General features: G+C 74.2%; 18 protein-coding genes. 3 read left to right on the plus strand and 15 right to left on the minus strand.

Annotated features, from left to right (window positions below; all coding sequences use genetic code 11):
- Positions 1-20: 20 nt before the first annotated feature.
- The 11 genes from FHR77_RS09165 to FHR77_RS09215 form a co-directional block, all read right to left on the minus strand.
- Positions 21-947, minus strand: coding sequence for an acetamidase/formamidase family protein (locus FHR77_RS09165; RefSeq protein ID WP_056056601.1), 927 nt, complete (start codon positions 945-947; stop codon positions 21-23).
- Positions 944-1,732 carry a GntR family transcriptional regulator gene (locus FHR77_RS09170; protein WP_341777299.1) on the minus strand — a complete coding sequence of 263 codons (789 nt, stop codon included), beginning with the start codon at positions 1,730-1,732 and terminating at the stop codon, positions 944-946. The genes FHR77_RS09165 and FHR77_RS09170 overlap by 4 nt, the downstream gene beginning before the upstream one ends.
- A gap of 30 nt (positions 1,733-1,762) precedes the next feature.
- On the minus strand, positions 1,763-3,451 hold the full coding sequence (locus tag FHR77_RS09175; protein WP_167259787.1) for a dipeptide ABC transporter ATP-binding protein: 1,689 nt from the start codon (positions 3,449-3,451) through the stop codon (positions 1,763-1,765).
- Positions 3,435-5,327 (minus strand): gamma-glutamyltransferase family protein, encoded by a 1,893-nt coding sequence (locus FHR77_RS09180; protein WP_167261273.1) that lies wholly within the window; start codon positions 5,325-5,327, stop codon positions 3,435-3,437. Before FHR77_RS09180 ends, FHR77_RS09175 begins: the two co-directional genes overlap by 17 nt.
- Positions 5,328-5,331: 4 nt before the next feature.
- On the minus strand, positions 5,332-6,210 hold the full coding sequence (locus FHR77_RS09185) for an ABC transporter permease (RefSeq protein ID WP_167259789.1): 879 nt from the start codon (positions 6,208-6,210) through the stop codon (positions 5,332-5,334).
- Entirely contained in the window at positions 6,210-7,163 is a 954-nt protein-coding gene (locus FHR77_RS09190) for an ABC transporter permease (protein ID WP_056056607.1), read from the minus strand. Before FHR77_RS09190 ends, FHR77_RS09185 begins: the two co-directional genes overlap by 1 nt.
- Positions 7,164-7,166: 3 nt before the next feature.
- A complete protein-coding gene (locus FHR77_RS09195; protein WP_167259791.1) occupies positions 7,167-8,819 on the minus strand; it encodes an ABC transporter substrate-binding protein in 1,653 nt (550 codons plus the stop codon).
- A 171-nt stretch (positions 8,820-8,990) separates the two neighbouring features.
- A complete protein-coding gene (locus FHR77_RS09200; RefSeq protein WP_056056612.1) occupies positions 8,991-10,001 on the minus strand; it encodes a LacI family DNA-binding transcriptional regulator in 1,011 nt (336 codons plus the stop codon).
- A gap of 46 nt (positions 10,002-10,047) precedes the next feature.
- Complete coding sequence (locus tag FHR77_RS09205) at positions 10,048-10,998, minus strand: carbohydrate ABC transporter permease (protein ID WP_167259793.1); 951 nt, start codon at positions 10,996-10,998, stop codon at positions 10,048-10,050.
- Positions 10,999-11,000: 2 nt separating this feature from the next.
- Complete coding sequence (locus FHR77_RS09210; RefSeq protein WP_056056614.1) at positions 11,001-11,954, minus strand: carbohydrate ABC transporter permease; 954 nt, start codon at positions 11,952-11,954, stop codon at positions 11,001-11,003.
- Positions 11,955-12,033: 79 nt separating this feature from the next.
- Positions 12,034-13,341, minus strand: a complete 1,308-nt coding sequence (locus tag FHR77_RS09215) for an ABC transporter substrate-binding protein (protein ID WP_056056617.1) — start codon at positions 13,339-13,341, stop codon at positions 12,034-12,036.
- Between the two features lie 204 nt (positions 13,342-13,545).
- On the opposite strand from FHR77_RS09215, the gene FHR77_RS09220 reads away from it, so the two are divergent.
- The 3 genes from FHR77_RS09220 to FHR77_RS09230 all read left to right on the plus strand — a co-directional run bounded on the left by FHR77_RS09220 (position 13,546) and on the right by FHR77_RS09230 (position 18,048).
- The gene (locus FHR77_RS09220) at positions 13,546-15,597 is read left to right on the plus strand and encodes a beta-galactosidase (protein ID WP_167259794.1); all 2,052 of its coding nucleotides are present in this window, start codon (positions 13,546-13,548) and stop codon (positions 15,595-15,597) included.
- 137 nt (positions 15,598-15,734) lie between these two features.
- Positions 15,735-17,381 (plus strand): glycoside hydrolase family 53 protein, encoded by a 1,647-nt coding sequence (locus FHR77_RS09225; protein WP_167259795.1) that lies wholly within the window; start codon positions 15,735-15,737, stop codon positions 17,379-17,381.
- Between the two features lie 172 nt (positions 17,382-17,553).
- Complete coding sequence (locus FHR77_RS09230) at positions 17,554-18,048, plus strand: MarR family winged helix-turn-helix transcriptional regulator (protein WP_056056623.1); 495 nt, start codon at positions 17,554-17,556, stop codon at positions 18,046-18,048.
- Positions 18,049-18,079: 31 nt separating this feature from the next.
- Here FHR77_RS09230 and FHR77_RS09235 read toward each other — a convergent pair whose 3' ends face one another.
- The 4 genes from FHR77_RS09235 to FHR77_RS09250 form a co-directional block, all read right to left on the minus strand.
- Positions 18,080-18,760: an SDR family NAD(P)-dependent oxidoreductase gene (locus tag FHR77_RS09235; protein ID WP_167259797.1), complete on the minus strand. Its 681-nt coding sequence runs from the start codon at positions 18,758-18,760 to the stop codon at positions 18,080-18,082.
- A 106-nt stretch (positions 18,761-18,866) separates the two neighbouring features.
- Positions 18,867-19,697 (minus strand): ABC transporter ATP-binding protein, encoded by an 831-nt coding sequence (locus FHR77_RS09240; RefSeq protein ID WP_167259799.1) that lies wholly within the window; start codon positions 19,695-19,697, stop codon positions 18,867-18,869.
- Positions 19,694-20,785, minus strand: a complete 1,092-nt coding sequence (locus tag FHR77_RS09245) for an iron chelate uptake ABC transporter family permease subunit (RefSeq protein WP_167259801.1) — start codon at positions 20,783-20,785, stop codon at positions 19,694-19,696. Before FHR77_RS09245 ends, FHR77_RS09240 begins: the two co-directional genes overlap by 4 nt.
- Positions 20,782-21,855 carry a FecCD family ABC transporter permease gene (locus FHR77_RS09250; RefSeq protein WP_167259803.1) on the minus strand — a complete coding sequence of 358 codons (1,074 nt, stop codon included), beginning with the start codon at positions 21,853-21,855 and terminating at the stop codon, positions 20,782-20,784. The genes FHR77_RS09245 and FHR77_RS09250 overlap by 4 nt, the downstream gene beginning before the upstream one ends.
- Positions 21,856-21,859: the final 4 nt, after the last annotated feature.

Raw genomic sequence — 21,859 nt, forward strand, 5'->3', positions numbered from 1 at the left:
CTGAGCTGGTGGGGCACCGCTCAGAGGCCGAGGGCCCCGGTCGGCAGCACGGCGTGGACGCCCCAGGTCTGGTTCGCGACCTGCGTGACGCGGAGGTCGACGACGGCGCTGGCGAAGGCCAGGGCCGTCGCCCGGTCGACGTCGAGCAGCACGGCGAGCCAGGTCACCATCGCGTCGAGCGCGTCGCCGGTCGCGACGTCGAGGTCGGCATCGAACCCGAAGGTGACGCGCCCGGCCGGGGTCTCGGCGTGGATCCCGTCGAGCGGGCGGTCGTCGACCAGGTCGACCCGCACCTCCGTCGTCATGGGGCACTCCACCGCGGTGCCGCCGACCTCGCCGTCGCCCTGCGCCGCGTGGCCGTCGCCGAGGTAGAGCAGGGCGTCGTCGACCTGCACGGGCAGGTAGAGGACGGAGCCCGCGACGAGCTCGCGGCAGTCGATGTTGCCGCCGGCCGTGGCGCGCGGCGGCGTCGTCGCGTGCTCGCCCGGCTCGGCGGGCGCCACCCCGGTGACGCCGAGGAAGGGCGCCGTCGGCACGGTGAGGCCCCGGCTCTCGGTGGCCGTGCCGGCGTCGGCGTCGATCTCCCACAGCAGCCAGGAGGGCTCGACGTCGGCGAGGCCGAGGCGGGTGGTCACGGGGGTCTCGCGGCCGCCGGCGACCGTCCAGCCCCACTCGCCGGGCCGCAGGTCGACGAAGGTGACGGCGAGCACCTGGCCGGGGCGCGCGCCGCGGACGGCCACGGGGCCGGTGAGGGCGTGGCCGCGGGCGGGCTCGAACAGGCGCGGGCGGAGCTCGCCCGGCGTCGTCTGCCGTTCGAGGTGGCCCGAGGCGTCGAGCGAGCCCACGACGACGGTGTCGCCGGGGTCGACCGTGAGCACGGGCCGGTGGTCGCGCGAGTAGACGTCGTTCGTCGTCTCGCGCGTGGGGTCGAGGCGGTGGGCGGTCACGCGGCGCCCTCCCCCACGACGGGCGCGGGCGTGGCCCGGGCCGAGGCGGCCACCGCCGTCGCGCCTCCGACCGCGGTGGCGCGCGCCGGGACGACCACGGGCGGCGTCGCCCGGAGCTCGTCGACGACCTCCGCCGGGGCCGTCCGGCTGAGGTAGCCGATGCGCGACTCGCGGACGTGCCAGCCCATCAGCTCGGCGGCCCGGTCGGCGTCGCCGGCGTCGATCGCCGAGAGGATGACCCGGTGGTCGGGCCAGAGCCGCTTGCCGCGCGAGAACGTGTCGAGGGCGTAGAGCCACTCGATCTTGCGCGAGAGCTGCCGCAGCAGGGTCGCCAGCGTCATGCTGCCGCTCAGCTCGGCCACCCCGATGTGGAACCGCTCGTTGAGCTCGACGAGCCGGTCGAGGTCGCCGACCTCGATCGCGGCGTCGCCGTCGTCGAGCAGCTGCTCGAGGCTGCGTCGCACCCGCTGCCAGTCGTCGGCCGGCTCGTCGCGCGTGAAGAGCTGGCGTGCCCGGGCCGCGGCCCGCCGCGCGGTCGAGATCTCGAGGGCCTCCCGCACCGCGAAGAGGTCGTCGGCCTCGTCGACGGGGATCTCGGCGACCCGCGACCCGACGTTCGGCCGTGACTCGACGAACCCCTCCGCCTCGAGGCCGCGCAGGGCCTCGCGCACCGGCACGCGCGACACCCCGTAGCGCTCGGCGAGCGCCGCCTCGGTGATGCGCGTGCCGGGCTGGAGGGCCCCGGCGACGATGTCGGCGCGCACGGCGTCGACGATGCTCAGCACGACGCCCCCGCTCGGGCGTGCGTCAGGGGGTCAGACGGCCAGGCTGGCACCGGGGATCGCTCCTAGGAGGTGGTGGGTGTACTCGTCGGTCGGCGAGAGGAAGACGTCGTCGACGCTGCCCCGCTCGACGATGCGGCCGCGCCGCATCACCACCACACTATGGGCGATCTGCCGCACCACCGCGAGGTCGTGCGTGATGAAGAGGTAGCTCAGGCCCAGGCGCCCCTGCAGCTCGGCGAGCAGCTCGAGGATCTGCTCCTGCACGAGCACGTCGAGGGCGGAGACGGCCTCGTCGCAGATGAGCAGCTCGGGCTCGAGCGCGAGCGCCCGGGCGATCGCCACCCGTTGTCGCTGGCCGCCCGACAGCTCGCCGGGCCGGCTCTGCGCCACCGAGCGGGGCAGGGCGACCTGGTCGAGCAGCTCGGCCACGCGTGCCCGACGCGACGCGCGGTCGCCGACGCCGAAGACGCGCAGGGGCTCGTCGACCAGCCGCTCGACGCTGTAGGTCGGGTCGAGCGAGCCGTACGGGTCCTGGAAGACGGGCTGCACCCGTCGTCGGAGGGCCCGACGCGCGGCTCCCCGGCTGGCGGTGATGCCCTCGCCGTCGATCAGCGCGGTGCCCGAGGTGGCCGGCTCGATGCCGAGCACGATGCGCGAGAGCGTCGTCTTGCCCGAGCCCGACTCGCCCACCACCGCGGTCGTGGTGCCCCGCGGCACCTCGAACGAGATGCCGTCGACGGCGCGGACGGTCTCGCCGCGGCGACCCCGCAGGCGGTACTCCTTGACCAGGTCGCGGACCACGAGGATGGGGTCGGCCCGCGCCTCCTGCCCCTCCTGGCCCACGGGCTCCTCGGCCCGCAGCGCGGCGGCGGCCGCGACGGTCGGCGCGGCCGCCACGAGGCGCTTCGTGTACTCGTGCTGGGGGTCGAGCAGGATCTGGCGCGGCGTGCCCTGCTCGACGACGCGGCCGTCGAGCATGACGACGATGCGGTCGGTGCGGTCGGCCGCGACGCCGAGGTCGTGCGTGATGAAGAGCAGCGACGTGCCGTGGGCGTCGACGAGGGTCTGCAGGTGGTCGAGGATCTGCCGCTGCACCGTGACGTCGAGCGCGCTGGTCGGCTCGTCGGCGATCAGCAGCTCGGGGTCGCGGGCCAGGGCCACCGCGATCAGCACGCGCTGGCGCATGCCGCCCGAGAACTCGTGCGGGTACTGCCCCGACCGGCGGTCGGCGTCGGGGATGCCCGCCTCGGTCATCAGCTCGACGACGCGGCGGGCGACCGTGGCCCGGCCGCGCGCTCCCCCGGCGCGGAGGGCGTCGGCGACCTGCGCGCCGACGGTCATCGACGGGTTGAGGTTGGTCGACGGGTCCTGCGGGACGAGGCCGATGCGCGCCCCGCGCACGGAGCGCATGCGCGCCTCGCCCGCCCCGGTCAGCTCGTCGCCGCCGAGGTGCACGCTGCCCCCGGTGACGTGGCCGGCGCCGGGCAGCAGCTGCAGCACCGCGGCGACGACGGTCGACTTGCCCGAGCCGGACTGGCCGACGATGGCGACCCGCTCGCCGCGGGCGACGTCGAGGTCGACGCCGTGCACGACGTCGCGGTCGCCGAACGCGACCCGCAGCCCGCGCACGGCGAGCAGGGGCTCGGCGGGCGAGGCGGGCGCAGCGGGCGGGCCCGCGGTGCCGGTCGGGGTGGTCACGCGGTCAGCGTCCTGCGGCATAGGCCTGTGCTCCTCGGGGGTTGGCGGCGGCGCCCAGCACGCCGTTCGCGGGGTCTCGGGTGACGCTCGACAGCCGGCCGAGCGACCAGTCGCCGGCGCGGGTGACGACGTGGCCCCGACGCTCGAGCTCGGCGATGACGTCGTCGCCGAGGCGGTCCTCGACGACGACGCCGCCGGGCGTCCAGGTGCGGGGCCAGAACGAGCCGGGGAAGGCGGTGGTGTGCAGCGCGGGCGCGTCGATCGCCTGCTGCGGGGTCCAGCCGCCGACGAGGGTGCGCAGCAGCCAGAGCAGCTGCCACTGGTCCTGCTGGTCGCCGCCGGGCGAGCCCAGCGCCGCGACCGGCTGGCCGTCGCGCAGCACGAGCGTGGGCGTCAGCGTGGTGCGGGGGCGGCGGCCGGGCTCGAGCGTCGAGGCCGTGCCCTCCTCCAGCCACGACATCTGCAGGCGGCTGCCGAGGCAGAAGCCGAGCTCGGGGATCGTCGGCGACGACTGCAGCCAGCCCCCCGACGGCGTCGCCGAGACGATGTTGCCCCAGCGGTCGACGACGTCGATGTGGCACGTGTCGCCGCGCGTCTCGCCGGTCGGCGCGACGTCGGGCTCGGCGCCCGGCTGACGGGCGTCGTCGGCGGGCACCGCGGCGAACGAGCCGACGGTGGGCTCGCCGACGCCGCTGGCCGTGGTCTCGTGGTCGGTGCGCAGCGTCGGCAGCCGACCCGCGACTCCTGCTCCTCCGGGGTCGCCCGGCCGCAGCTCGAGCGAGGCGGCCGGGCCGATCAGGGCGCGGCGCTCGGCCGCGTACCCGGGCGACAACAGCCGGTCGAGCGGCACGTCGCGGTCGCCGTACCAGGCCTCCCGGTCGGCCATCGCGAGCTTCTGGGCCTCGATGATCGTGTGCGCGCCGTCGGCGGTCGACGGGTCGAGCAGCTCGTCGGGCAGCGGCTCGAGCATCGTGAGCACCTGCAGCAGCGCCGGCCCCTGGCCCCACGCGCCGGTCTTCGCGACGACGTGGCCGCGGAACTCGACGGTCGCCGCCTCCTCCGTCGAGGCCCGGAAGGCCGCGAGGTCGGAGGCGCGGATCACGCCGGCGTGGTCGGTCCCGGTCGAGTGCCGGTGCGGGGCCCGCACGAACGCGTCGACCGAGCGCGCGACGAGGCCCTCGGCCCACTCGGTGCGGGCGGCGTCGACGCGGGCGCGACGGGCGGCCTCCCCGGCGGCGGGGCCGGAGCCCTCCCCGGCGACCGGCACCGCGCCTCCCGCGCTCACCAGCCCGTCGAGCACCCGGGCGTACGCCTCGTTGGTCACCAGCGAGCCCGGCTCGGGCGGGGCGCCGTCGACGAGCCAGCGGTCGGCCGACGTGGGCCAGTGCTCGGTGAAGAGGTCGGTGACGGCCGCGATGGTCTCGCTGACGCGGGCGGTGAGCGGGTGGCCGTCGCGGGCGTAGCCGATCGCGTAGGCGAGCACGTCGGCGAGCTCCCACGTGCCGTGGTCGCGGAGCAGCAGCAGCCACGCGTCGACGGCGCCGGGCACGGCGGCGGCGAGGGCGCCCGAGCCGGGCACGAGGTCGAGGCCCTCGGCGCGGTAGTGCTCGACCGTCGCGGCGGCGGGCGCGGGGCCCTGCCCCATCAGCACGACGGGGCGGCCGGGCTCGTCGGCGGTCGCGAAGACCGCCGTCATGTCGCCGCCGGGGCCGTTGAGGTGCGGCTCGACGACGTGCAGCACGAAGGCGCCGGCGACGGCGGCGTCGAAGGCGTTGCCGCCGCGCTCGAGCACCGACTGGGCCGAGGCCGTCGCGAGCCAGTGGGTCGAGGCCGTCATGCCGACGGTGCCCCGCAGGTCGGGCCGGGTGGTGAACGCCGGAGGCGCGGTGTAGGTCACGGGGTCAGTTCCGTTCACGGGAGGTCGGGTCGAGGGCGTCGCGGAGCGCGTCGCCGACGAGGTTGAAGCCGAGGCAGATGACGGCGATGGCGAGGCCCGGCACGACGGCGGCGAACGGGGCGTTCGAGAGGTACTGCTGCGCGTCGGAGAGCATGATGCCCAGACTGGCCGTCGGCGGCTGGATGCCGAGCCCCAGGAACGACAGCAGCGCCTCCCCGATCACCGCGACGGGCATGATCACGGTCGCCTGGACGATGATCGCCGAGACGCAGTTCGGCAGCACGTGCGTGAAGATCACGCGGAGCCCGGTGGCGTCCATGGTGCGGGCGCTCAGCACGAAGTCGCTCGAGCGGATGCGCAGCGTCTCGCCGCGCACCACGCGGATCATCGTCGGGATCTGCGCGATGCCGAGCGCGACCACGGCGTTGCCGAGGCTCGGCCCGCTGATGGCGGCGAGCGCCACCGCGATGATGAGGAAGGGGAAGGCGAGCATGACGTCGGTGAGCCGCGAGACGATCGCGTCGAGCCAGCGCCAGTACCCGGCGACGAGGCCGAGCGGGGTGCCGACGACGACCGCGAGCAGCACGCTGAGCACGCCGACGACGAGCGAGACGCGGATGCCGTAGACGGTGCGCGAGAGGATGTCGCGACCGAGGTCGTCGGTGCCGAGCAGGAACCCGACGGTGCCGGGCAGCTGGAAGGGCGTGTCGAAGTGCACCTCGGCGGGGCCGTAGGGCGCGATCACCGGGGCGAGCACGCCGGCCACGACGACGACGAGCAGCATCACGGCGCCCGCGACGCCGAGCTTGTTGCGCCGCAGCTGGCCCCAGACGCGACCGCGGGCCGAGCCGAGCTCGTGGGTGGTGGGCACGAGGACGGTCATCAGGAGGCTCCTCCGACTCGGATGCGCGGGTTCAGGACGCTGTAGAGCACGTCCACCACGAGGTTGATGAGGATGTAGCCGAGGGTGATGACGAGCACGACGGCCTGCACCACCGGGTAGTCGCGGGTGAAGACCGCGTCGAGGGTGAGCTTGCCGAAGCCCGGCAGCGCGAAGATGCGCTCGGTGACGACGGCGCCCGAGATGAGCCCGCCGAGCTGCAGGCCGACGATCGTCACGACGACGATCATCGAGTTGCGCAGCCCGTAGCGGAGCAGCACGCGGCCGCGGCCGAGGCCCTTCGCCCGGGCGGTGCGGACGTAGTCGGTCGTCATCGTCTCGATCATCGACGCCCGCGTCTGCCGCATGATCACGGCGGCGAGCGACGTGCCCAGGATGAGCGCCGGCAGCGTCAGGTGCACGAGCGCCTGCCACGGGTCGTCGCTGACGGGCACGTAGCCGGAGGCGGGGAAGAGCCCCAGCCCGACGGCCAGCCACAGGATGGCCAGGATGCCGAGCCAGAAGTTCGGCACGCTGAGCCCGACGAGGGCGGCGGCGTTGGCCATCCACTCGGGCCAGCGGCCGCGCCAGCGCTCGGCGACGACGCCCAGGGCGACCCCGACGACGACGGCCACGACGATCGCGTAGAGCGCCAGCCACAGGGTCACCGGCAGGGTCGCCCCGATCAGCTCGGTGACCGGCGTCCCCGTGCGGGTGGACTGCCCGAGGTCGCCGCGGAGGAAGGCGCCGGCGAAGCGCAGGTACTGCACGACGAGCGAGTCGTCGAGCCCGAGGTCGGCGCGGATGGCCGCGACCTGCTCCGGGCTCGCCTCCTCACCCGCGAGGGCGAGGGCCGGGTCGCCCGGCAGCTGCCGCACGCCGAGGAAGACGACGACCGAGGCGAGCACGAGCGTCACGGCCGACTGCCACAGGCGGGTGAGGAGGTAGCGCGTCATGGCTCAGTCGGCCTCGACGAACGCGGCGGTGCTGAGGCGGACGACGCCGTCGGCGTAGGTCGACACCCCGGCGATGTCGTTCGACAGAGCGGTGAGGCTGCGCACGCGGTACAGGTAGATGATCGGGTCGTCCTCCTGCACCTTCTCGACGACCTGGCCGTAGAGCTCGGCGCGCTCGTCGACGTCGGTCGTCGAGGCGGCGTCGCCGAGCAGCTCGTCCACCTCGTCGTCGCTGTAGCCGCTGTAGTTGTTGCCGGCGCCCGTCGACATGAAGTTGAACATGTTGCCGTTCGGGTCGATGCGGCCCGACCAGCCGAGCTGCAGCGCCTCGAAGTCGCCCTGCGTCTGCACGTCGAGCAGCGTCGAGTACTCGACGGGCGTGATGGTCAGCTCGAAGCCGCCGTCGGCGACCTGCGCCTGCAGCGCCTGGGCGAAGCGGACGGTGTCCGGGTTGTTGCTGACCTGCATGTCGATGGCGAGGGGCGTGTCGACGCCCTCGTCCTCCAGCATCTGCTTCGCGGCCTCGGGGTCGTAGTCGGGGCAGGCGTCGCTGGCGTCGGTGGCGAAGGGGCTGCTCGGCGAGATCGGCGAGCAGGCCGGGTCGTAGAGGCCGCCGAAGACGGTCTTCACGAGCGCTTCGCGGTCGATCGACATCGAGAGGGCCTGGCGCACGACGGCGTTGCTCGCGAGCGGGGTGTCGATCTGGACGGGCTCGGTGCCGATGCCGTCCTGGTTGCCGATGTTGACGGTGAGGCCCTGGTAGCCGAGCGAGCCGACCTCGAGCACCGTCAGCGAGTCGTCCTCCTTGAGCGTGCCGACGTCCTGGGTCGACATCGAGTCGGCGACCTGCACGTCGCCCGACTGCAGGTTGGCAGCACGGATGCTCGCGTCGGTGATGATGCGGTACGTGATGGTGTCGAAGTGGGCCGACTCCGCGTCGTAGTAGAGCGGGTCGCGCTCGACGGTGATCGAGGTCTGCGGCACGCGTTCGACGAACTTGTACGGGCCGACGCAGACGGGCGCGTCGCCGAAGGCGTCGCCGGCCGAGGCCAGCGCGGTGGGCGACATGACCATGCCGGCACGGTCGGCGAGGGCGGCCGTCAGCGGGGCGAAGGGCTCGGAGTAGGTGACCTCGACGGTCGAGTCGTCGACCGCGCTGATGCCCGTGATCGGGCCGAGCTCACTGCGCCGCGACGAGTCGTCCTTGTCGAGGCCGCGCTGCAGGGTCGTGACGACGGCGGCCGCGTCGAGGGGCGTGCCGTCGGCGAAGACGGCGTCGGTGCGCACCGGGAAGGTCACCGTCAGGCCGTCGTCGCTGACCTCGGGCAGCTCGGTCGCGAGCATCGGGACGATCTGCCCCTCCGCGTCGATGTCGTAGAGCTTCTGGCACATCGTCTCCATCACGTAGCGCGTGTAGAGCGACGAGGAGGTGGTGGGGTCGAGCCGGTCGGGCTCGGCCGACAGCGCCATGACGAGGTCGCCGCCCTCGACGATCGTCGAGTCGCCGATGGGCGCGGTCGACACGTCCTCACGGCTGCCGGCGGACGGGGTGTCGGTGGTCTGGACCTGCTGGCACCCGGTCACCGCGAGGGCGAGACCGAGGGCGGCGGCCGGCAGCGCGAGCGCGCGTCGCCGGGGGAACGAGGTGCGAGGCATGTGTGATCCGATGCTCGAGGGTGCGGGAGGGAGTGGATTGAATGCAATCAGCCGCACAGGCTCGGTTTCGTATACAACGCGTTACGACCATGTAAAACGTGCCCCGGACGAGGGGGGCGGGAGGCGCGGGTCGGGCCAGGCGGGCCAGGCGGGCCAGGCGGGCCAGGCGGATCAGGCCGTCCCGCGCACGACCATCTCGGTCGGCAGGGTGATCGTCGCCGGCTTCTCGCCCGCGATGACCTGCAGCAGCAGCCGCACCATCTCGGCGCTGATCCGGTCGAACGGCTGCCGCATCGTCGTCAGCGGCGGCTCGGTCTGCGCCGCCACGCTCGAGTCGTCGAAGCCGCCGACGGCGACGTCGTCGGGCACGCGCCGCCCGAGGTCGCGCAGGGCGTCGAGGGCGCCCGCGGCCATCCGGTCGTTCGCGGCGAAGACGGCGTCGAGGTCGGGGTGCACCGCGAGCAGCTCGCGCATCGCCGCGTCGCCGCTGGCCCGGCTGTAGTCGCCGTGCGCGACGAGGGTCGGGTCGTACTCGTCGCCGAGCTCGGCCCGGTAGCCGTCGAGGCGGATCAGCCCGCCCGGGGTGTCGGCCGGCCCCGTGATCGTCGCGACGCGGCGCCGCCCCCGCGAGCGCAGGTAGGCGACCATGTCGCGGGCGCCCTGCTCGTCGTCGGCCCCGACGTGCCCGAGTTTCTTCTCGTAGCCGAGCGGGATGCCGCAGGCGATCGCGGGCACCCCCGCCGCGACGACGTCGGCGAGCAGGCGCTGGCCGCTGTGGGCCGAGACGAGCAGCACGCCGTCGACGTGGCCCGCCTGGATGTACGCCACCGCTCGCTCCTGCTCGGCGACCGTGCCGGCCATGATCAGCACGAGCGACTTCTCGGCCGCCGCGAGGGCCGCCGCGGTGCCCTTGAGCAGCGCGGAGAAGTTCGGGTCCTCGAAGAGCTGCTGGTGGTCCTCGGTGAGGAGGAAGGCGACCGAGTCGGTGCGGTTCGTCGCGAGGCTGCGGGCGTGGGGGTTGACGCGGTAGCCGGTCTGCTTGATGGCCCGGTCGACCGCCTCCTTGGCGTCGGGGCTCACCCAGCGGCCCCCGTTGAGCACCCGCGAGACGGTGCCGCGCGAGACGCCGGCGGCGGTCGCGACGTCGTCGATCGTCGGTCGCCGGCCCGTCGCGCTGCTCACGCGGGACAGCCTAGGGGCGACCGCCCCGCCCGCCACGCCCCGCCGCCTACTTGACCGCGCCGGCGGCGAGGTCCACGCGCCAGAAGCGCTGCAGCACCAGGAAGATCGCGATCAGCGGGATGACCGAGAGCAGCGCTCCGGTGATGACGAGCGTGTACAGCGCCGGTGCCGAGGCCCCCTGGTTGAGCAGCCCGTTGAGGCCGACCGTGAGGGGGAAGAGCGAGTCGTCGCCGAGCATGATGTACGGCAGCATGAAGTTGTTCCAGATGGCGACGAACTGGAACAGGAAGATCGTGACGAGCCCGGGCAGCAGCATCGGCACGGCGATCTTCGAGAAGATGCCCATCTCGGTCGCGCCCTCGGTGCGGGCGGCCTCGATGACGTCGGTCGGCACGGCCGCCGCGGCGTAGATGCGGGCCAGGTAGATGCCGTAGGGGCTGATGATCTGGGGCAGCAGCACGCCCCAGAACGTGTTGGTCAGGCCGACGTTCGCGAGCAGGAAGTACTGCGGGATCGCGAGGATCACGCCGGGCACGAGCACGCCCATGAGCAGCACGTTGAAGACGACCTTCTTGCCGGGGAACTCGAACTTCGCCAGCACGTAGCCCGAGAGCGCCGACACGTAGGTCGAGGCGATCGCCCCGATGCCCGCGTAGAGCGCGGTGTTGAGCATCCATCGCCAGAACAGACCGTCGCGGTACTGCGTGAGCGCGACGACGTTGTCGATCAGGTGGCCGCTCGGCGCCAGGGTGAAGGTCGAGAACAGCTCGCCGCCGTCCTTGGTCGAGGCCATGACCACCCACAGCACGGGGAAGAGGCAGTAGACGGCGCCCATCAGCAGCAGCACGGTCGAGACGACGCTCGGTCGCTCGGCGTGCAGGCGCGGGGCGGAGGGGTCGCGGCGCGGCCGCGCGGGAGCGACGGGGCGAGCGCCGGAGGCGCGGGTCGGGTCGGCCGGGGAGGCCGCGGCCTCGGGGGCGGTGTCGAGGGTGGTCATGGTCAGTCCTCCTGGCCGAAGGCTCGCTTCTGCACGACCCGGAGGAAGAAGAAGGAGACGATGAAGGTGGCGAGGGCGATGACGACCGAGGTCGCCGCCGCGGAGTAGATGTCGTCGCGGGTGAACGCGTCGCGGTACACGAGCATCAGCGGCGACCAGCTGGTCGAGAGGCTGTTCGTCAGCGGGCGGAGGGTGGTCGGCTCGGCGAAGACCTGCAGCGTCGCGACCATCGAGAACAGGCCCGTCATGACGAGCGCCGGCGCGACCATGGGGATCTTGATGCGCAGGGCGATCTGGACCTCGCTCGCGCCGTCGAGGCGGGCGGCCTCGTAGACGTCGCTCGGCACGGCCCGGAGCGACGTGTAGATGACGATCATGTTGAAGCCGACGCCGCCCCAGAGGGCGATGTTGGCGATCGCGAACAGGACGGTGCCGGAGCCGAGCACGCTGTCGACGTCCCAGCCGAGGCGGTCGAACACCCAGTAGAACGGGCTCACCGCGGGCAGGTACAGGAAGCCCCAGAGCAGCGAGCTGATCACGGCGGGCACGGCGTAGGGCAGGAAGATCGAGACGCGCGAGAAGGTCACCGCGCGGGTGCGGCGCGAGTCGAGCAGCAGGGCGAAGAGCAGCGCCAGGCCGAGCATGCACGGGATGAGCACGACGCCGTAGAGCAGCACGCGCCCGACGCTGGCCCCGAACTCGGGGTCGGTCAGCGTGCCGACGTAGTTCTCGAGGCCGGCGAAGGCCGTGGTCTGGCCGCCCGAGCCGAGGCCGAGCCCGATGACCTGCTTCTTCTGGAAGCTGAGGAAGACCGTGTAGACGATCGGCGCGGCCATGAAGAGGACGAACAGCACGATGCCGGGGGCGAGCATCGCGTAGGGCGTGATCACCCGGCTGCGGACGCTGCCGGGTCGTCGACCGGTCGCCGGTCGGGTGGGGGTGAGCGTGTCGGCCATGCCGGTCCTGGTTCCTCGTGGGGGCGGTGCGGGTGCGGGGCGGGAGGGGCGGCCGGGGCCGCCCCTCCCGGGTGGTCGGCTACTTGACCGAGAAGCCGCTCTTGGTCAGGTCGTCGAGCGTGATCTCCTGCATGGCGTCGACGGCGTCCTCGAACGCGGACTGCGTCCGGGCGTCGGCGGCCTTCGCGAACTCGTCGTTGTAGGCGCTGAAGGCGACGTTGACGTTCGGCCCGTAGGTGAAGGGCTGCACGGCGTCGGAGGACGCCGCGGCGATGTCGTAGAAGTCGGCCTGCTGGCTGAAGAACTCCGGCGGGGTCGTCAGCGCGTCGGACGCCGCGTCGGTGGCGGCCGGGTAGACGCCGGAGATGTCGGCGAGCGCGGCGACGGCCTCGGGGTCGGTGTTCAGCCACGTCGCGAACTCGACCGCCGCCTCCTTCTTGGTCGACTGGGTCGTGACGGCCGTGGTCGAGCCGCCCCAGTTGCCGTCGGTCGGCTCCGAGGCGTCCCACTGCGGCACGGGCGCGGCCGTCCACTTGCCGGCCGTGTCGGGCGCGTTGCCGCTCAGCACGCCGGGGGCCCAGACCGAGCTGATCCAGCCGACCTGCGAGCCGTCGTTGAGGCCGGCGTTCCACTCGGGCGTGTACATCGGCGCGTTGTCGATCGCGCCGCTCTCGACGAGGCCGCCCCAGTACGAGGCGACCTTCTCGGTCGGGTCCTCCGCGATGTCGACGCTCCAGCTCTCGCCGTCGTTGGACCACCAGGAGGCGCCCGCCTGCTGGGCGAGGCCGGCGAACCAGCCGGCGTCGTTCGCCGAGAAGGTGCCGAGGTACTTGGTCGGGTCGGCCGCGTGCAGCGCCTCGGCGACCTGCGCGTACTCGTCCCACGTGGTCGGCACGGAGAGGCCGTACTGCGCGAGGACGTCCTCGCGGTAGTACGCCATCATCGGGCCGGAGTCCTGCGGGATGGCGTAGACGCCGTCGCCGCCGAGGGTGACCGACGACCAGGTGCCGGCCGAGAAGTCGCCCTCGAGGTCGCCGGCGCCCTGCTCGCTGATGTCGGCGAGCGCGTCGGAGGCGACGAGCGTCGGGATCTTCTGGTACTCGGCCTGGATGAGGTCGGGCGCGCCGCTGCCGGCCTTGATGGCCGTGAGCAGCTTGGTGATGGCGGGGTCGCCGCCGTCCTGCTTGTTGACCGTGACCTGGATGTCGGGGTTCTGGTCGTTCCAGATGTCGACGACCTTGTCGAGGTTCGGGGCCCAGGCCCAGTACGTGAGCTCGACGGGGCCGCCGTCGGCGGAGTCCCCGCCGGAGGCGGAGCAGCCGGCGGTGAGCAGAAGTGCGGCCGTGGCGAGGGTGGCGACGCCGAGACGGCGGGATGAGCTGCGCATTCGTCCTCCTTGAGGAAAGCAAGAGCTGGGGTGGGGCGGCGCAGCAGTGCTTCGGAGAACCACGTCGCTGTGCCTGTGAGCGGTTACAGTTATGCACAGCCGAAATGGCTTGTCAACTGTGCGTCAGATGCGGATGACGCACTATTTCGGCGGGGTGACCGTGTGCTAGAACTGGGAGCGCACACAGTCAAAGGAGATCACCGCATGTCACTCGAGCTCGAGACCCCGCCCGCCGCGCAGCCCGGCCAGCAGACCGGCGCCTCGCGCGTCCCCGGCCGTGCGGAGATCCGCTACGGCGGCGACTACAACCCCGAGCAGTGGCCCCGCGAGACCTGGCTCGAGGACATCGCGCTCATGGAGCAGTCGGGCGTCAACCTCGTCAGCGTCGGCATCTTCTCGTGGGCGCTGCTCGAGCCCCGCGAGGGCGAGTACGACTTCACCTTCCTCGACGACATCATCGGCCTGCTGCACGAGGCCGGCATCGACGTCGACCTCGCCACGCCCACGACGGTGCCGCCGGCCTGGTTCTGGGCCGCCTACCCCGAGTCGCACCCCGTCACCCGCGAGGGCACCGTCCTCGGCCGCGGCTCGCGCGGCATGGTCAGCCCGAGCTCGCCCGAGTACCGCCGCGCGGCCACGGCGATCACCGAGCAGCTCGCGAAGCGCTACGGGCAGCACCCGGCCGTCGTCATGTGGCACGTGCACAACGAGTACGGCGCCCCGATCAGCGAGGACTACGGCCCGCACTCGGTCGTCGCCTTCCGCCGGTGGCTGCAGGCGCGCTACGGCACCCTCGACGCCCTCAACGCGGCCTGGGGCACGCTCTTCTGGGGCCAGGTCTACGGCGAGTGGGAGCACATCGACGCGCCCCGCGTCTCGGCCACCGTCGTCAATCAGACGCAGCGCCTCGACTTCGCCCGCTTCACCTCCGACGCCCTGCTCTCGCTCTACGTCGCCGAGCGCGACGTCATCAAGGCGCACTCGCCGGGCCGCCCCGTCACGACCAACTTCATGTCGAGCAACTGCCCGTCGATCGACTACTGGGCCTGGGCCCGCGAGGTCGACGTCGTGGCGAACGACCACTACCTCGTCGCCGAGCGCCCCGACAACCACGTGCTGCTCGCGCTCGACGCCGACCTGACCCGCAGCTTCGCGCAGGGCCGGCCGTGGATGCTCATGGAGCACTCCACCTCCGCCGTCAACTGGCAGCCCCGCAACATCGCGAAGCGCCCGGGCGAGCTGGCCCGCAACAGCCTGTCGCACCTGGGCCGCGGGGCCGACGCGGTGATGTTCTTCCAGTTCCGCGCCTCCCGCTACGGCGCGGAGAAGTTCCACTCGGCGATGCTCCCCCACGCGGGCGCCTCGAGCCGCGTCTGGCAGGAGGTCGTGCGCCTCGGCGGCGACCTCGGCAAGCTGGCGGGAGTGCGTGACAGCCGGGTGGAGGCGCGGGTCGCGATCCTCTGGGACATCGAGTCGTTCTGGGCCCACGACCTCGAGTGGCGCCCCTCCGTCGAGCTCGACCACCGCGAGCGCGTCGTCGCGTACTACACGGCGCTCTGGCAGCTCGGCGTCACCGTCGACTTCCGCCACCCGCACGACGACCTGTCGGGCTACGACCTCGTGCTCGCCCCGTCGCTCTACCTCGTCGACGACCGCTCGACGGAGAACCTGACCGGCTTCGTCCGCGGCGGCGGCACCTTCCTGGCGTCGTACTTCTCCGGCGTGGTCGACGAGAACGACACGGTGCACGAGGGCGGCGCCCCCGGCGCGCTCCGCGAGGTGCTCGGCCTCTCGGTGCCCGAGTTCCTGCCCCTGCACGCCGACGAGCTCGTCTCGCTCGACGACGGCTCGACGGGCGCCGGCTGGTCGGACGACGTCGTGCTCGAGGGCGCGACCGCCGTCGCGAGCTACACGACCGGCCCCGCGGCCGGCGGCGCCGCCGTGACCCGCAACGCCCTCGGCGAGGGCTCGGCCTGGTACGTCTCGACCCGCGTCGAGGGCGGCGACCTCGAGCGTCTCGTGCAGCAGGTGCTGGCCGACGCCGGCGTCGCCGAGCGCGAGGGCCGCGTCGCGGGCGTCGAGGTCGTCGAGCGCCGCTCGGACGACGCGCTGTTCACCTTCTGGCTGAACCACACCGACGCCGAGGTCGCCGTCGTCGCCCCGGTCGGCACCGAGCTGCTCACCGGCGAGGCCGTCGACGGCACGGTGACGCTCGCCGCCGGCGGCGTCGCCGTGGTCCGCAGCGACCGGCGCTGACGCCCGGCCCGGGTCGCCGCCCACCGGGCGCGACCCGGGCCCCCTGACCGCACCACCAGCACCGCCGCACCACCACCGCACGACCAGCACCGCCGCACCGCCACCGCACCGCCCGCAGATCGTCAAGGAGGACGACCATGGCTCGACCCGCACCCCACCCCGCCCCCGGCGGCCGACGGAGGGCGCGGCTCGCCCTCACCGGCGGCGTCGCCGTCGCGGTCGTCGCCCTCGGCGGCGGCCTCCTGCCGACGAGCGGGGCCCTCGCCGCGTCGCCGACCGCGGTCGTGAGCGACCCCGGCTTCGAGCAGGGCGCCTCCGGCTGGGTCAGCAAGGGCTCGGGCACGACGTCGCTCGAGGCGGGCGGGCACGACTCCCCCACGCGCCTGACGCACTGGCTGCCCGCCGCCGGCGAGGCGGTCACCACGCAGAAGGTCAAGAAGGTGACGCCGGGCTGGTGGACGTTCAGCGCCTGGGTGAAGAGCGGCGGCGGGCTCGACGCGAGCGCGCTCGAGCTCGCCGGCTGCGGCCAGGGCTCGAGCCGGGCCGTCGCGGCGTCGACCGCGGTGCCCTCGACCGAGGCGGACGACGGCTGGGTGCGCCTCGCGGTATCGGCCGAGGTCTCGCACAGCCAGTGCACCCTGACCTTCCTCACGACGGGCGCCGCGGGCGCCTGGGCGAGCATCGACGACGTGCAGTTCACGCCCGGCCGCGTCACCCGCGACGTGCGCGGGGCCGACGTGTCGGGCCTGCTGCGCAACGAGGACGAGGGGGCGGTGTACCTCGACGCGGCTGGTCAGCCGACCGACGCGATCCAGCAGCTCGCCGACCACGGCGCGACGATGGGCCGCCTCAAGGTCTGGGTCGACCCGAGCGACGGCTACAACGACCTCGACGACGTCGTGGCGAGCGCGAAGCGGATCGACGCCGCCGGCATGCAGCTGCTCGTCGACTTCCACTACTCCGACCGCTGGACGGACCCGGGCGCGCAGACGATGCCGAGGGCGTGGAAGGGCTTCACGGCCCCGCAGGTCGCCCAGGCGATCCACGACCACACCCGGGCGGTGCTCGACGCGCTGGCCGCCGAGGGCATCACCGCCGACGCCGTCCAGGTCGGCAACGAGATCAACCCCGGCATGGTCTGGCCGCTCGGCCAGACCTGGGACGTCGACCCGAGCGACGGCGTGACGGGCGCGCAGTGGGAGAACCTCGCGAGCTTCCTCACCGCGGGGGCCACGGCCGTCCGCGAGGTGTCGCCCGAGACGAAGGTCGTGCTGCACCTGACCAACATCAACGCCGGCGTCGACGGCCTCACCTGGTGGTTCGACGAGGTCAGCGCGCGCGGGGTGCCGTTCGACCTGATCGGCCTCTCGTACTACTCGTACTGGCACGGCAGCCTCGCCGACCTGCAGGGCGCCGTCAGCACCCTCTCGGAGCGCTACGACCGCGACGTGCTGATCGTCGAGACCTCCTACCCGTGGACCCTCGCCGACGACCCCGACCACGTGTGGGAGAACGTCGTGGCGCAGGCCTCGATGCTGACCCCCGGCTACCCGGCCACCCCCGAGGGGCAGGCCGCGAACTTCCGCGCCGTGCAGGACGTCGTGGCCGCCGCCCCCGGCGGGCGCGGCATCGGCGTCGTCGCGTGGGAGCCCACCTGGACGGCCGTCGACGGCGCCGGCTGGGACCCTGACGACCCGACCTCCGGCAACGCGTGGGAGAACCAGGCGATGTGGGACCACGACGGCCGCCCGCTGCCCGCGCTCGACGAGTACGCGGCCGACTAGGCCACGGGGCCGGGCGGAGCCCCGGGGAGGCGCGGTGCCGGTCGGTCGGCACCGCGCCTCCTGCCTGTCCGGGGAGCGCGTGCTCGGCCCCGCCGGGGGCGTCGTGGAGGCGGCCCGCACCTCCTGGGGGCATGATCGTGGGTGGACCCCCGACCGGATTGGACACGCCTCCGTGAGCACCAGCGACGAAGTCGACCTGATCATCGACGCGTGGGCGCGCGTGCGCCCCGACATCGACTTCGCGGCGCTCGACGTCTTCTCACGGCTGCGACGCGTGTCGCGGCGCCTCGACCGCGTGCGCTCCGAGGCGTTCAGCCACTCCGGCCTCGAGATCTGGGAGTTCGACGTGCTCTCGACGCTCCGCCGTGCGGGCGAGCCGTTCGAGCTCAGCCCGAAGGAGCTCGTCGCGGCGACCATGGTCACGAGCGGCACGATGACGAACCGCCTCGACCGCCTGGTCGAGCGTCGGCTCGTCGAGCGCCGGGCCGACCCGCGCGACGGCCGCGCCGCCCGCATCTGCATCACCCCGGCCGGCATCGAGCGCGTCGACGCGGCCATGCTCGACCTGCTCGCCGCGGAGGAGTCGCCGCTCAGCTCGCTCGACCGCGCCCAGCAGGCGCAGCTCGCCGACCTCCTCCGGGTGCTCGGCGCCGAGTTCCCCAGCTAGTCCCCGCTCGCGGCGACCAGCCGGGAGGCGCTCAGAACGCCGTGCTCGGCAGGTCCTTCTCGCCGTCGACGATCGCCCGCACGATGCGGGCCGCGACCGCGTCGGGGTCGAGAGCCGCGCCGAACGCCGGGGCGCTGCCCGCGATCGGGTGCTCGGAGAGCGCCGTGCCGGTGTGGCCCGGCCGCGCGTCGACCAGGCGGACGCCGCGGCGCCGGAACTCCCGGGAGGCAGCGCTCACGTACGCGGCGAGGCCCGCCTTGGCCGCGGAGTACGCGGCCATGCCCGCGGTCGGCGACTCGGCCACGACGCCGCTGATCGTCACCACGAACGGGTCGCGGCCCTCCGCGGCCGACGCGGCCAGCGCCTCCGCACCGTCGCGCAGCAGTCGGATCGGCGCGAGCAGGTTCGTGTCGACCAGCTCGGCGAGGGTGTCGTCGGCGACGGCGTCGGCCGGGCCGAAGGCGACGACCCCGGCCGCGACCACGACGCCGTCGAGGCGCCCGTGGGCCTGGAGGGCGGCGGCGACCAGCGAGGCCGCCCCGGTCGGCTCGCGGAGGTCGGCGACGTAGGCGCCCGGGCCCTGGAGGCTGCCGCCGGCTCGGCCGGCGCGCACCACGACGGCCCCCCGCTCGGTGAGCTGGGCGGCGAGGCGCGAGCCCAGCCCGCCCGAGGCTCCGGTCACCAGGACGACGGCACCACGCAGTTCGGTCATGCGGCGGAGCGTACCCGCGACGGCTGGGCCCGCCGCCGGGCCGCCGATGAACCGCGTTCCGTGCGATGGACCGCGCTCGAGGGCAGTTCACCGCACGGAACGCGGTTCACGCCGAGGGGCGACGTCGGCGCGGGACGACGAGGGGCGTGCCGGTGACCGGGTCGGGCACGACGACGCACGGCAGGTCGAAGACCCGCTCGACGAGCTCGGCGGTGAGCACGTCGGCCGGGGCGCCCGTCGCGACCACCTCGCCGTCGCGCATCACGATCAGGTCGGTCGCGTACCGGGCCGCCTGGGCGAGGTCGTGCAGCACCGCCACCACGGTGGTGCCCCGCTCGTGCAGCCGGCCGAACAGGTCGAGCAGGTCGTACTGGTGGGCGACGTCGAGGAAGGTCGTCGGCTCGTCGAGCAGCAGCACCGAGGTCTGCTGCGCCAGCGCCGTCGCCACCCAGACGCGCTGCCGCTGCCCGCCCGACAGCTCGTCGACCGGCACGTCGACGAGGTCGACGAGGTCGGTCTCGGCGAGCGCGCCGTCGACGGCCTCGCGGTCGGCCTCCGACCACTGGCGGAAGAGGCCCTGGTGCGGGTAGCGCCCGCGCGCCACCAGCTCGCCGACGGTGATGCCCTCGGGGGCCGTCGACGACTGGGGCAGCAGGCCCACGGTGCGCGCCGCCTCCTTCGCGGGCACGCCGGCCAGCTCGCGGCCGTCGAGCAGCACGCTGCCCGACCGGGGCTTCAGGAGGCGCGCGAAGGCCCGCAGGAGGGTCGACTTGCCGCAGGCGTTCGGCCCGACGATGACCGTGAACGAGCCGTCGCGGACGCTCGCGTCGATCGACCGCGACACGGTGCGCCGGTCGTAGGCGAGGTGCGCGGCGCGGGCGGCCAGGCGGGGCGTGGCGGGCTGGCCGGGCGTGGCGGGCGGCTGGGGCGTGGTCACGACGACCTTCGGGATTCTCCGACGAGCAGCGAGACGAGGTAGGCGCCGCCGATCACGAGGGTGACGAGGCCGACGGGCACGGGCGAGGTGGTGACGTGCTGGGCGACGACGTCGGCGACGAGCAGCAGCAGGGCCCCGGCGAGCGCCGCCGCGCCGAGCGGCACGCCCGCCGAGCGCACGAGGCGCCGGGCGAGCTGGGGCGCCGCGAGGGCGACGAACACGATCGGCCCTGTGCTCGCCGTGACGACCGCGGTCAGCGCGACCCCGACGACGACGAGCGCGAGGCGGGCCGGCTCGGTGCGCAGGCCGTGCGAGCGCGCGGCGTCGTCGCCGAGCTCGAGCTGGCGCAGCGGTCGCGAGAGCACGGCGACCGCGACGCCGAGCAGCGCGAGCAGCGCCGCCGCGGGCACGAGCTCCGACCAGCTGACGAGCGCGAGGGTGCCGGCGCCCCAGAACGACGCCGTCAGCGCGACCTCGGCCTGGGCACGCAGCAGCAGCCAGCTGTTGACCGAGTGCAGCACGGCGGTGACGCCGATGCCGACGATGATGAGCCGCAGCCCCTGCACGCCGCCGCGCCAGGCCAGCAGGTAGACCACGAGGGCCGTGCCGAGCCCGCCGACGAGCGCCCCGGCGGCGGTGCCGACGGTCGAGGTCGCGCCTGAGACGATCACGACGATCGCGCCGGTGTAGGCGCCGGTCGAGAAGCCGATGACGTCGGGCGAGCCGAGCGGGTTGCGCGTCAACGACTGGAAGACCGCCCCGGAGGCGCCCAGCGCGGCCCCGAAGACGAGCGCGGCCAGGACCCGCGGCAGCCGCCAGCCCAGCACGATCGTCGAGGCGGGGCCGTCGCCGCCGCCGAGGGCGCGCAGCACCTCGAGCGGGCTGAGCGGGTAGTCGCCGAGGCCGAGCGCGACGAGTCCGACGACGAGGGCGACGAGGGCGATCGCGGCGGTCGCCGTGACCCGGCGGCGGCGGAGGGCCGAGCGTGGACGCGGGGCACGGGCGGGCGACGCCCCCGGCGTCGTCGACCCCGTGCCGGTGCCCGTGCCCCTGCCCGCACCCGTGCCCGTGCCCGTGCCCGCGGTCACCGAGCCCCTCCCGCCGCGCGACGACGGGCCACGAGCACGAGCACCGGCGCCCCGAGGGCGGCGGTGACGAGGCCCGCGGCGAGCTCGCCGGGCGGGGCGGCGACGCGGCCGAGCACGTCGGCGAGCAGCAGCAGCACGGGGCCGAGCACGGCGCTGAGGCCGATCGTCCACGGCTGGCTCGCACCGACGACGCCGCGGGCGGCGTGCGCGACCATGAGGCCCAGGAAGGCGACCGGGCCGACCACGGCGGTGGCGCCTCCGGCCAGCAGCGTGACGACGACGAGCGCGGCGACGCGCACGAGCGGCACCGAGACGCCGACCGACGAGGCGTGGTCGTCGCCGAGGGCGACCGCGTCGAGGGGCCGCGCGGCGACGAGGGCGACGACGACGCCCGCGACGACGAACGGCGCCACGGTCACGACCGGCGCCCAGCCGCGGTCGGCGAGGCTGCCGACCTCCCAGGCGCGGACCGCGTCGAAGCGCCGGGGGTCGGCGAGCACGATGGCCGAGGTCAGGCCGCTCAGCACAGCGCCGAAGGCGATGCCCGCCAGCGTCAGGCGCGCGGGGCTGCCGCCCGAGCGGCCGGCGCCGCCGATCAGCGAGACGGCGACGGTCGCGACCGCGGCGCCCAGCAGGGAGGGCCACACCCACCCGCTGGCCGCCGTGACCCCGGCGAACCCCACGGCGAGGGCGACGGCGAAGGCGCTGCCGGAGGTGACCCCGAGGAGGCCCGGGTCGGCCAGCGGGTTCCGGGTCACCGCCTGCGCGACGGCGCCGGCGACCCCGAGCCCGGCGCCCGCGACGATCGCCGCGACCGTGCGCGGCAGCCGCAGGTCGACGACGGCGGTCGCGTCGCCCGCGTCGGGGGCCGCCGTCGAGCCGGTCGGGCTCCAGCCCGTGAGCAGCTGCACGACGACGTCGGGCGGCACCGGCCGTGCGCCGACGGCGAGGCTGAGGAGCACGGCCACGACGAGCAGGCCCAGGCCGGCGAGCAGCCAGGCGAGCCGCGTGCGGGTGCGGCGCACCACCCGGGTCGCCCGGACGTCGCCGGGCCGGGTGCTGATGGCCATGCTG

It is taken from the genome of Frigoribacterium endophyticum (genome assembly GCF_011759585.1).
Classification (GTDB): Bacteria; Actinomycetota; Actinomycetes; order Actinomycetales; family Microbacteriaceae; genus Frigoribacterium; species Frigoribacterium endophyticum.